This is a genomic window from Pseudokordiimonas caeni, from assembly GCF_026719705.1.
In the GTDB taxonomy this organism is placed as follows: Bacteria; Pseudomonadota; Alphaproteobacteria; order Sphingomonadales; family Kordiimonadaceae; genus Gimibacter; species Gimibacter caeni.
Window position 1 is genome coordinate 307,525 of the sequence record NZ_JAPPRR010000004.1, and the last position, 11,797, is coordinate 319,321.

Below are 11,797 nucleotides of genomic sequence, written 5' to 3' on the forward strand. Positions count from 1 at the left end.
TGAAAACCGACTAACCGGAGTGACCGATGCCCGTGTTTGACCGCCTGATCCGCGATGTGACCCTCGCCACCATGACAGGGGGCGGTGCGCCTTATGGCCTGATCGAGCACGGCGCGGTCGGTATCACGGATGGGCGGATCAGCTTTGCGGGGCCGGTGTCCAATATCCCTGGGGAGGCGATCACGGCAGAGACGCAGGTGGAAAGCCATCCGGGCCATCTCCTCACCCCCGGCCTCATTGACTGCCACACCCACCTTGTGTTCGCAGGCAACCGCGCGAACGAGTTTGAAGCACGACTGACGGGTGTAAGCTATGCCGATATCGCCAAGGCGGGCGGTGGCATCAAGGCGAGCGTGACCGCTACGCGAGCTGCGAACGAGGACGAGCTTGTCGCCCTTGCCCTGCCCCGGCTCATGCGCCTGAAAGCGGGCGGTGTGACGACGGTTGAGATCAAATCGGGCTATGGCCTCACGCTTGAGGACGAGCTGAAGATGCTGCGGGCTGCCATCCGGCTGGAGGAAGAAACCGGTGTGACGGTCCTCACAACGCTTCTCGCCGCCCATGCCATTCCGCCCGAATATGCGGACCGCGCCGACGCCTATGTCGATCATATCTGCGCCGAGATCATCCCGGCGGCTGCCGAAATCGCCGATGCGGTGGACGCTTACTGCGAGACCATCGCCTTCAGCCCCGAGCAGGTGAAGCGCATCTTCGCCCATGCCATCGCCGAGGGCATGGATGTGAAGCTGCATGCCGACCAGTTATCGAACCTCGAAGGCGGGGCGCTTGCCGCCGAGTACGGCGCGCTTTCAGCAGACCATCTGGAATATCTGAGCGACGCCGGTGTGGCTGCGATGGCTGAGGCAGGCACCGTTGCCGTGCTGCTGCCCGGCGCCTTCTATAACCTGCGGGAGAAGGCCCTGCCGCCTGTTGAAAAGCTCCGCGCAGCCGGTGTGCCGATGGCAGTGGCGACCGACATGAACCCCGGCACCTCGCCAGTAGCCGACCTTGCTCTGATGCCCCACATGGCCTGCACGCTGTTTGGCCTGACGCCCGAGGAAGCTCTTGCAGGCATCACCCTCAACGCTGCCCGCGCACTCGGGATCGAGGATGACCGCGGCAGTATCGAGGAAGGCAAGGCCGCGGACCTGTGCCTTTATCCCGTATCGCACCCGCGCGATCTTGTTTACTGGATTGGCGGCGTGAAGCCCGTGAAGGTCATCAAGGACGGCGAGGACTTCTAGTTCCGCGCCCACCAGGCACGCGGCAGCGGCCAGTCGCCAATCCGGCCCACAGGTTCCACCCGTGCTTCCACAAAAGGTTGCACCGAATATTCGCTGAGACGCTGGGCGAGCACTGCCGCACGCGGGGTTTCCCCGCCGATCTGGGTGTAGCGATTGAGCGCCGCAAGGGTTTCGCTGGCGCCATCAGGATCCGCCAGCCCAAGCTGGATAGCATGATCGAGAAGGGCCGTGTCATTCAGGCAAAGGGCGGCACGACGAACAGCGCGGTATGCCCGCCCGCCGGAATTGACCAGAATATCCAGCCGCTGCCGCGCCTCGGTGCCCCGGTCCATATTTTCAAGCGCGCAGATACCGGTCGCGACGGCAAGCGCCCGGTCAGCCGGCAGGATCGCCGCGTCTTCAAGGGCTGCCAGCCGGTCAGCCAGTTCAAGTGCTTCCTTGTCCTCTGCCATCAGCCACAAAAGCTGCGCTGCTTCCGCGCCCATGGAGGCGACAGCACGACCTTCCGCAAAATCGAAGGCAGCGAGCGCGCGAACAGTGGCGAGTGCGATATCGGTTTTGCCCGCCTGCAGATGCGCCTTGGCATGAAGGATCGCCACTTCAAGCTCCGACCGGGTGAAATCGGCTGTGGGCGACAGGACAGGCAGGTAACCGCTTGTCAGCGACGCCGCATCGTCGGCCATGCCAGCGGCCAGCAAGGCTTCGCCAAGGATAACAACCGGCACCAGGTTGCCGTCTGCACGGCTGGCGTTCCCCATGGCGGAGATGAATTCAAGTGCGGCCCTGCGCGGCATATTCTGCGGCACGAACATGTCGGCAAGGTCGCTGTCTGCCCACACGCCGACGAAACGCCGTTCTTGCCAGATGCGCATCACCTGCCGGGAGCGCATCACCTGATCCAGAAGGATCGCCTTGGCGTCCGCAAGCTCGCGGCGGCGCAGATAATCGGCCGCAAGATCAAGATACAGGGTATCGATCCGCCCGCCATCCGAGCCGAAGCTGTAGCCGGCCTTCCATAACCGATCGGCAATGGCCAGCGCATCCTGCGCAAAACCCGCCGCCACGCGGTCACGCACCAGCATGGCAAGGGGCACGGCGGCGATGCGGTCGATGTATTGCGGCCAGCCATCGATGATGGCCATGTAACTGGCCCCATATTCATCGAGCATAGAGCCGTCACGGGTCAGCATCAGGACGGTGAGGTGCGCTTCAAGCGGTGACCGGACAAGCAGCATGTTCATGTCGCGGTGCAGCCGCTCGCTCTGCCCGCTTACCCGCAGGGCATCAAGCCGCACGAAATGCAGGTAGGCGGTCTCTTCAGGCGCCAGGTCGACATTCGCGGCAAGCGTGGCTTCGGCAAGACGCGCGGCCCCTTCGAAATCTTCGACGTCGCGAAGCGCCCGGATAGCCGCAACGGGATTGTCAGGTGCGCGGGGTTCGAACTCCAGCATCGAGCTTTCGTCATCGGGGCCGGTAATCTGATCGGAACTGGAGTCCTGCGCCGCTGCATGCGGAGCCGAAAGCGCCATGGCGATGATCAGACAGCCAAGAATGAGGCGCACGCGATAACCCCTTAAAATTCCCCTCAATTGTGATTAACCGCTTTGCAGCGCTCGTGCAACTCTCAGCATCAAATCGCTGGCGGCGGCAAACACACTCTTTTATAACGCCTTCCATGGCTTACGATTCGCTCAGAGACTTTATCGAACGGCTGGAAACCGAGGGCAGGCTTGTCCGGGTAACCACGCCCGTTTCCACCAATCTCGAGATGACCGAGATTCAGACCCGCGTGCTGGCCGAGGGCGGCCCGGCGATCCTGTTCGAGAATGTGATGAACGAAAAGGGCGAGAAGGCCTCGATGCCCGTCCTCGTCAACCTGTTCGGCACTGTGGAGCGCGTCGCGTGGGGCATGAACCGTGAACCCGCCGAGCTTCGCGAAGTCGGCGAAACACTTGCGTTCCTGCGCCAGCCCGAGCCGCCGAAGGGTGTGAAGCAAGTGATCGAGATGCTGCCGCTGGCGAGACAGGTCCTTTCGATGCGGCCCAAAACCGTGAAGAAAGCACCCGTGCAGGAAGTGGTGCTGACGGGCGACGATATCGACCTCGACAAACTGCCGATCCAGACATGCTGGCCGGGCGAACCCGCACCGCTGATCACCTGGCCGCTTGTGGTTACCAAGGGGCCGTCGGACGCGCGCGAAGATGCCTTCAACCTCGGCATCTACCGGATGCAGAAGCTTGGCAAAAATGAAACGCTGATGCGCTGGCTGAAACATCGCGGCGGCGCCCAGCAATATGCGCGCTGGAAGAAGGAAAAGCGTGAGCCCGTGCCCGCCGCCGTGGTGATCGGCGCCGACCCCGGCACCATCCTCGCGGCCGTCACGCCCGTGCCCGACACGCTTTCCGAATACCAGTTCGCAGGTCTCCTCCGCGGCAAGCGGGTCGAGCTTGTCGATTGCAAGACCGTGCCCCTGAAAGTGCCAGCAACGGCCGAAATCGTGCTTGAAGGCTATGTCAGCCTTGACGATTACCGTGACGAGGGCCCTTACGGCGACCATACGGGCTATTATAACTCGGTCGAAAAATTCCCGGTCTTCACCATCACCGCCATCACGATGCGGAAAGACCCGATCTACCTCAGCACCTACACAGGCCGCCCGCCGGATGAGCCGAGCGTGCTGGGTGAAGCGCTGAATGAGGTTTTCATCCCGCTGTTGCAGCAGCAATTCCCGGAAATCACCGATTTCTGGCTGCCGCCCGAAGGCTGCAGCTACCGGATTGCCGTTGTTTCGATGAAGAAGGCTTATGCCGGCCACGCCCGCCGCGTGATGATGGGCGTATGGTCCTTCCTCCGGCAGTTCGTTTACACCAAGTTCGTGATCGTGGTGGACGACGATATCGATGCCCGCGACTGGAAAGATGTGATGTGGGCCATGTCCACCCGCATGGATCCGGTGCGCGATATCGTGACGGTTGAGAACACCCCCATCGACTATCTGGATTTCGCAAGCCCCGTGTCGGGCCTTGGCGGCAAGCTGGGGCTGGATGCCACCAACAAACTGCCGGGTGAAAGCGACCGCGAATGGGGCCGCGAGATTGCGATGGAAGCAGCAGTGGTGGACCGGGTCGATTCCCTATGGTCATCGCTCGGCCTGCCGGGCAGTGGCCGTTCCATCTGGAAAAAACGCTGAGGCACCGCGGCCCTCGTTTCGCCGGTTGATCCAATACCCTGCATATGCTTAGGTTCCCTGTTCCGAATCGCCCGGCTGCATTCTCCGCCAGATTGCCACGTCAGCCAGTGCTTCGGGAATTTCAGGGATGGGAAGAGATAGAGCCCGGCGTCAACAGGGCCTTCACGGGGGATTATCGGATGTCCAGTAGAAACGGACATGGACCGCGACCAAACCGCCTGTATCGGGCGGAGGTGCGCCCGTCCGCGCTGTCACCCGCCTCCCGGCAGAAGGTTTCAGTGTTCCGAGGACCCGATGTTTACATTTGATACATTGATCAAGACTGCTGCCCTGCTGGCCTGCGCCGGCTGGTCTTTCGCCTCCGTAGCCGACGAAACCGCGAGCGAGAAACTGCGCGTTGTGCGGCAGGATTCGGTGCCGAAATATGGCCTGTACCCGAGCGAACCGGGCCTATGCGACGAGATTTACAGCGCGATCGGCGCGCGTCTCGCGGAAGAAGGCGTCCATCTGGAGGTCAATCCGCAGCGCCTGCCGATCCAGCGTATCGTTGCATTGCTGATGCGGGGTGATGCCGACGCCTATTGCGGGGCCGGCACCACTGAAAAGCGAGAAGAGACCTTCACCTATTCTGACCTCCCCGTTTACTACACCCGCAACGTGCTGGTCGCCCGTGTCAACGATCCGCTGCAACCGAAAACCCTTGAAGACCTCGTGGGCACCGGCGAGCCCGTCATGGCCTTTTTCGGCACCTCTGCAGCCGCCAGGTTGAAAGCCGTGCCGGGCCTGATGGTCGATGACGGTTTTTCTGATGTTGCCGCCACGCTGAAGCTGCTGGCATCGAAAAGCCGCTACCGATTCTTTTATTACCACGACCTTGGGGTTGAATATCTGATTCAGGAACACAAGTTGCCGCTGAAGGTCATTTATCTTGATGTGCCTGCAATTCCACAATGGATGATTTATTCGCCCACACTCGATGCGGGAATTCGATCAAAAGTCGAACAAATTATTGCGAGATTGTCAGAAGACGGTACGCTCGATTCAATCAATAAGCGTTATTAGAGCAGCCGGTTACTTCACTGGCCGCTGAAACGGGCCAGGGTTTTTCATGTCGTACAAGTTTCGTTTAACCGGGACCGTCTCGCTTTTCGCACTGTTCGCCCCGCTGTCGCAAGCTGCGCAAACGGACGAAGTGGTGGAGGAAATCGAGGTCACCGGTACCCGGCTTGGCCAGATCGGCGCCGGCAAGCTTCTGCCCGTGCTGGAAGTGGACCGCGCCGTGATCGAGGCGACCGGCGCCTTCTCAGCCGATGAAGTGTTCCGCACCCTGCCGATGAGCGATTTTGTCGGCTTCCAGAACCAGAATACCGTGGGCGGCGTGAATTCGGTGCGCGGCGATGCAGCGTCCGTCAACCTGCGCGGCCTTGGCACCGGCAACACACTCCTGCTGATGAACGGCCGGCGCATGGTCATGAACCCGACCTTCCAGACGGAAGCGCTGGTCCCGGTGATGACCCCGAACGCCAACAGCCTGCCGCTTGACGCACTTTCAAGCCTGCGCGTGCTCAAGGATGGCGGCAGTGCCATTTACGGCGCCGATGCGGTGGCGGGCGTCGTGGACGCCCAGTTCACCAACGATGTGGATGGTGTCACCCTCAAGGCCCGCTATGGCCTGTCGGACGGCACCGATTATCACGAGGCTGATTTCAGCGTGAAGGCGGGCGACGATTTCGCCGGCGGGCGCGGGCATGTCAGTCTTTATGCAAGTTACAGCCGCGCCAACAGCGTGCGGACAAGCGCGCGGGATTATGCTGCCTCGTCCGACATGCGGCGATTCCTTGAAGGCACCCCGTTCGAAGGCGACGGCAGCTTCAACATGACGAACGTTTCAAGCCCGTGGGCGGAGCTTGATATCGTGCAGAATGTGGTGCCGACCCTGAACGGCACCCCCATCACCAACAGCTCCGGCGTTTTCCATATCCAGCCTGCCACCAACAGCGGCTGCGTCGCGCAGCTTTCGGGCGGCATCTGTATCGACGACGGCACGCTTTCGTCATCCGATAGCGCCGACGGCGACCGCAACCTTTTCTACGACATCATGTCGGGCTGGACGCTGATCCCGAAGGTGGAGCGCGTGAACGCGCTCGCGCTTGTCGATTATGAAATCAGCGACGACATCAGCTTTTACGGCGAGGCCGCCTATTATGGCTCAAGCTCGGTGCGCAACCGCGAGCCTGCCTCGATGCTGTCCAACGCGCGGGTGATCGTGCCGAAGGAAAACTACTGGAACCCGCTGGGTGCCACAACGCTTGCGGATGGCAGCCCGAACCCCAACAGGATCGCCGGCCTTGTGGGTGTGCCCGACGAAGGGCTTGATGTTGCGCTCCGGAATTACCGCATCACCGATACGGGCGAGCGCACCATCGATGCCGACGCCGACAGTTACCGCCTGCTCGCGGGCCTCAAGGGCACGCTTGGCAGCTGGAACTGGGATAGTGCCGCGCTCTATTCCCGCGCGACGACGACCGACATCACCCACAACCGGATTTCGAACACGCTCCTTCAGGCGGCCCTCGCCGATAACACACCGAACGCCTACAATCCGTTCAACGGCGGCAGCCTGAACAATCCATCCGTAGGCGACGACACCCCAAGCCCGGCTGCAGCGCTTGACCGCATCACCATCGATGTCCGCCGCAAGGGTATCGCCACGCTCGCGATGGGGGACATCCACCTGACGAACGATGCGCTGTTCCAGTTGCCAGCCGGCGGCGTGGGGCTTTCCGTGGGCGGCGAAGTGCGCCGGGAAAGCTATTCCGACGACCGCGACGACCGGCTGGATGGCACCATCATCTTCACCGACATGGTCTCGGGCGCCATCAGCGAATCCGATGTGGTAAGCTCCAGCCCCACCGCAGACACGGGCGGCAACCGCACGGTCACCTCTGCCTACGGCGAGCTTGCCGTGCCGCTTGTCTCGCCCGATATGAACATTCCGCTTGTGGAAGCGGCAACGCTGCAGTTCGCCGGCCGGTTCGAGCATTTCTCGGATGTGGGCGACACCTGGACACCGAAAGTGGCGGGGGCGTGGACAGTCACGTCCGGCCTCACCTTCCGGGCTTCATGGTCCGAAGGCTTCCGCGCGCCGAACCTCGTGCAGATCCATGATGCGGGCGTCAGCCGCGTGAACAACCGGCTGGATTATGTGCGCTGCGACGCACTGGTGCAGCAGGGGCAGATCACCGGGATCGACCAATGCGCCGCCACCGGCACGCTTTCCACCCGTTCGGGCTCGGAAACGCTGCAGCCCGAGAAGTCCGAAAACACCTCGATCGGGTTGCTGATCGAACCCGTTGCCCTGCCCGGCTTCCGCTTCAGTATCGACCGCTGGACGATCCGCCAGACCGGCATCGTTGGCGTGTTCGGGGACCAGAACCATCTGGCGCTTGATTACCTGCGGCGCCTGCAGGGCTCATCAAACCCCGATGTGGTGCGTGCGGCCCCGACGGCGGCCGATATCGCCCTCTTTGTCGGCACCGGCCTGACGCCTGCGGGCGAAGTGCTCTCGGTGGCCGACACCTATGTGAATATGGATGCGCGCCGCGTGGCGGGCATCGATATCAGCGCGTCCTACCGCCATGAAATGCAGGACGGCGCGACGCTCGATCTCAGCGTCAATGCCTCGCGCTATACGAAGTTCGAGCAGGAAGCGGGCGAGCGCAGCCAGCAGCTTCTCGATGCCGTGGCAGCCGGCGACCTGCCGGGCGATGTGACGCCCACAGGCTTCGGCGATATCCTCGGCCTCGACGGCCGCGCCAAATGGCGCTGGAACGCCAACCTTGCCTATGCACGCGGCCCCTGGAGCGCGGGCCTTTTCGCCACCTATATCGGCTCCTTCCGCGATACGACCTCGGTGAACGATGAAACCGGCGACTTCTGGAAGGTGGACAGCTGGCTCACCCTCAATGCCTCGCTCGGCTATGCCTTCACCGCCGACAACTGGCTGAAGGACACGGCGGTCAAGCTTTCGGTCACTAACCTCTTGGACGAAGACCCGCCCCTCGCCCCTGAATCCTTCGGCTTCCACGGCAGCATGCACAATCCCAAAGGCCGCATGATCTACCTGACCCTGACGAAGGGGTTTTGAGGGGCCTTGCCCCCGCCCCCCTTTCTGTGGCTAAAGTAGCGGCAACGCTACATTCCCGCCTTCAAGGACCCTTCCTTCATGACCGATACGCTGAATATCCTTGCCGACCTGATCGCTGCCGCGAAAAAGGGAGGGGCGGATGCGGCGGATGCCATTGCGGTGGAGGCCACCTCGCGCGGGGTTTCATGGCGTGAAGGGCGGCTTGAGGATGTGGAAGGCTCGGAAGGCGAGGATATCGGCCTGCGCGTGCTGATCGGCCGCCGTCAGGCTATTGTTTCCACCTCCGACCGGCGCCCCGAGAGCCTGAAGGCGATGGTCACCCGCACGCTCGATATGGCCCGCGCAGTGCCCGAGGATGAATTTTGCGGCCTCGCGCCCGAAGAACTGCTACTGAAAGGCCCGGCACCCGAGCTGGATCTGTATGACCCGACCGAAATCTCGGCCGAGCGGCTGGGCGAAATGGCTGCCGAAGCCGAAGCCGCCGCACGCGGTGTGGCGGGTGTGACGAACTCGGATGGCGCAGGTGCCAGCGCCGGTTCCTATGCCGTCACCCTGATGACAAGCCATGGCTTCGCCGGCGCCTATCGGGGCACCAGCTTCTCGGCGTCCGTTTCTGCCGTGGCAGGCACCGGCACGGGCATGGAACGCGACTATGATTTCACCTCCGCCCGGCATTATAGCGACCTCAAGGGCATGGCCGACGTTGGCCGCAAGGCGGGCGAGCAGGCGGTGGCGCGGCTCGGGGCTGCCAAGCTGAAAAGCGGCTCGATGCCCATCGTCTTTTCCCCGCGTGTGGCGAACAGCCTTGTCGGGCACCTCACCGGCGCCATCACCGGCACGGCGGTGGCGCGCGGCACCAGCTTCCTGAAGGACCAGAAAGGCAAGCCGGTGTTTGCCCCCGGCGTGAATATCTTTGATGACCCGCTCATCGTGCGCGGCCTCAAATCCCGCCCGTTCGACGGCGAAGGCCTTGCCGTTGGCAAAAAAGCGCTGATTGAGGACGGTATCCTCACCGGCTGGCTCCATAACGCCGCCTCCGCCCGGCAGCTGAAGGAAAGCCTCACCGGTCATGCCTCGCGCGGCACATCCGGCCCGCCGGGTATCGCCACCAGCAACCTTTACCTCGCCCCCGGCGCCCTGTCGCCCGAGGAACTGATGGCCGACATCGCCGACGGCTTCTATGTCACCGAACTGATCGGCATGGGCGTGAACGGCGTGACCGGCGATTACAGCCGCGGTGCCTCGGGTTTCCGCATCCGTAACGGGCAGATCGAGGGCGCGGTGAACGAGGTGACGATCGCCTCCAACCTTAAGGAAATGTTCAGGCGTATGGTGGTAGCGTCAGACCTTGAGTTCCGCTATGCCGTGAACGCCCCGACCGTCAGGATTGACGGCATGACAGTGGCAGGGGCCTGAACGCGCCAAGCGGTGAAGCAGAAAGCTTGAGGATCATCCGTCGTGTATCTGCCCGCCCTGCCCTTTGACGACAACAGCTGCCCCTGGAGCCTTGAGGACGATATTCGCCTCGTGCGGCAGGTGACGGAAGAAGCAGGCCGGATCGCCCTTTCCTATTTCGCGCGCGACTGCCGGGCGTGGGACAAATCCCCCGATAACCCGGTTTCCGAAGCCGATCTGGCGGTAGATGAATTCCTGCGCACCACGCTGATGTCCAACCGCACCGGCTATGGCTGGCTTTCGGAGGAAACCGAGGACCAGCCCGAACGCCTGCGCTGCGGCCGGCTGTGGATCGTCGACCCCATCGATGGCACCCGCGCCTTCCTGCGCGGCGGCGATGACTGGGGGGTATCCGTTGCCCTCATCCAGGACGAACGCCCGGTGATCGCGGCCCTATATGCGCCCGCGAAAGACGCCTTCTATTTCGCCGAGGCGGGCAAGGGCGCCACCAAGAACGGCAAGCCGATCATGGTGAACCAGACGGCCCATGTGGAAAACGCCCGCATGATGGGCGAGCCCTGCGCTTTCAAATCCGAAAAGCTGTGGCCGACCCCGTGGCCCGACAGCATGTATGTGGAACAGGCCAATTCCATTGCGCTGCGCCTGTGCCAGATCGCCGATGGCCAGTTCGACGCCTGCGTCACGCTGCGCCCCAAAAACGACTGGGACATGGCCGCCGCCGACCTGATCCTGCGCGAAGCCGGCGGCACGGTGATGACAGGACGCGGCAACAGCCTCATCTATAACCGCGAAAAGCCGCTGCATGACCATATCGTCGCGGCCTGCCCGACCCTGATCCCCGAGATCATGGAACGCGTCGAACCCGCCATCAAAGCCTGGTGCCATCTGGCGGCGTGATCCGCACAACTTTTACGTTTTTCTTTACGCGGCAAAGCGTTAGGATCGGCCCTGAAGCCCATCAACGACGGCGGGGAATGACCTATCCATGGCTGGTTCGAGTTTCAAAATCCCTCACGGACCCTTCGCTGGAACGGTGCTGCCCTTCAACGATCCGCTATTGCCGTTTCAGGCGAATGTGCTCGGCTACGCGCTCCAAACCGACGGTAGCGTCGAACAGGTGGCTCACATCAATGTAGTTCCTGTATGGGACGAATATTCTGGCAAGGGAGTTCTGATCGGCACAACCGAACAGCCGGAGATGAAACATCCGGACCTCGCCCCGAATGCAGCCTTTGGCACAAACTCGGCAGGAGACGACTCTCACGATACACTTACTACGTCGATTTTTGGTGCCGCCGCCAACAATGGTATCGGGATCGTCGGAATCGCATGGTGCGCCGATGTTGCTGGGATAAACGCTCCCGCAATGCAAAACCCTCTTGCTAGTGCTTACACTCCAGCCCTCGTCATGCCCGATGTGGTTAACTTTTCTGGTGGCAGCGGAACTGCTTTCGCTGGAATTGAATATATTGCTGACATGGAGGCAGCCGGTCGAGAACAGCCTCTGATCAAAACTGAACATGAGAGGCTCGAAAATATAGCCCTGCAACGGGGCGGCCTGGGCAGTATCCTAGTTCATTCCGCCGGTAATTTGGGAAATGACGACTGGTCGAATGATGCGTCAATTTACTCGTCGAATTTCGAACAAATTCAGGTCGGGATGACGAACGGCGCGGGTGAGGCTGTTTACTCGGGATTTGGCGCCAACGTTCATATCACAGCACCTCTTGTATCAAGCTTCCGGGATCAGTTTGTCCTGACGGCGGATAAGCCTGGCAATGGTGGAGCCATCTATTCAGT

The 11,797-nt window shown here is 61.9% G+C and carries 8 protein-coding genes; 7 read left to right on the forward strand and 1 reads right to left on the reverse strand.

Annotation, left to right across the window (positions count from 1 at the left end):
• Window positions 1-26 precede the first annotated feature (26 nt).
• Window positions 27-1,244 (forward strand): imidazolonepropionase, encoded by a 1,218-nt coding sequence (hutI, locus tag OU694_RS16295; RefSeq protein ID WP_308912076.1) that lies wholly within the window; start codon window positions 27-29, stop codon window positions 1,242-1,244.
• Here hutI and OU694_RS16300 read toward each other — a convergent pair.
• Window positions 1,241-2,806, reverse strand: a complete 1,566-nt coding sequence (locus tag OU694_RS16300; RefSeq protein ID WP_308912077.1) for a hypothetical protein — start codon at window positions 2,804-2,806, stop codon at window positions 1,241-1,243. The two genes, hutI and OU694_RS16300, sit on opposite strands and share 4 nt — an antisense overlap.
• A 113-nt stretch (window positions 2,807-2,919) precedes the next feature.
• Between OU694_RS16300 and OU694_RS16305 the strand changes: the two genes are divergently transcribed.
• From OU694_RS16305 to OU694_RS16330, 6 genes are all read left to right on the forward strand, one after another.
• Window positions 2,920-4,434: a UbiD family decarboxylase gene (locus OU694_RS16305; RefSeq protein ID WP_308912078.1), complete on the forward strand. Its 1,515-nt coding sequence runs from the start codon at window positions 2,920-2,922 to the stop codon at window positions 4,432-4,434.
• Window positions 4,435-4,728: 294 nt separating this feature from the next.
• Window positions 4,729-5,496 carry a substrate-binding periplasmic protein gene (locus tag OU694_RS16310; RefSeq protein ID WP_308912079.1) on the forward strand — a complete coding sequence of 256 codons (768 nt, stop codon included), beginning with the start codon at window positions 4,729-4,731 and terminating at the stop codon, window positions 5,494-5,496.
• Window positions 5,497-5,542: 46 nt separating this feature from the next.
• Window positions 5,543-8,581, forward strand: a complete 3,039-nt coding sequence (locus tag OU694_RS16315; protein ID WP_308912080.1) for a TonB-dependent receptor plug domain-containing protein — start codon at window positions 5,543-5,545, stop codon at window positions 8,579-8,581.
• A gap of 78 nt (window positions 8,582-8,659) precedes the next feature.
• Entirely contained in the window at window positions 8,660-9,997 is a 1,338-nt protein-coding gene (locus tag OU694_RS16320; RefSeq protein WP_308912081.1) for a TldD/PmbA family protein, read from the forward strand.
• A gap of 42 nt (window positions 9,998-10,039) precedes the next feature.
• Entirely contained in the window at window positions 10,040-10,894 is an 855-nt protein-coding gene (locus tag OU694_RS16325; protein WP_308912082.1) for a 3'(2'),5'-bisphosphate nucleotidase CysQ, read from the forward strand.
• Window positions 10,895-10,982: 88 nt separating this feature from the next.
• A partial coding sequence (locus OU694_RS16330; RefSeq protein WP_308912083.1) for a S8 family serine peptidase occupies window positions 10,983-11,797 on the forward strand: 815 nt, incomplete at its 3' end.

Coding starts and splice junctions, on each gene's coding strand:
- OU694_RS16305 (WP_308912078.1), top strand. CDS start 2,920: ATGGCTTACGATTCGCTCAGAGACTTTATCGAACGGCTGGAAACCGAG.
- hutI (WP_308912076.1), top strand. CDS start 27: ATGCCCGTGTTTGACCGCCTGATCCGCGATGTGACCCTCGCCACCATG.
- OU694_RS16320 (WP_308912081.1), top strand. CDS start 8,660: ATGACCGATACGCTGAATATCCTTGCCGACCTGATCGCTGCCGCGAAA.
- OU694_RS16315 (WP_308912080.1), top strand. CDS start 5,543: ATGTCGTACAAGTTTCGTTTAACCGGGACCGTCTCGCTTTTCGCACTG.
- OU694_RS16310 (WP_308912079.1), top strand. CDS start 4,729: ATGTTTACATTTGATACATTGATCAAGACTGCTGCCCTGCTGGCCTGC.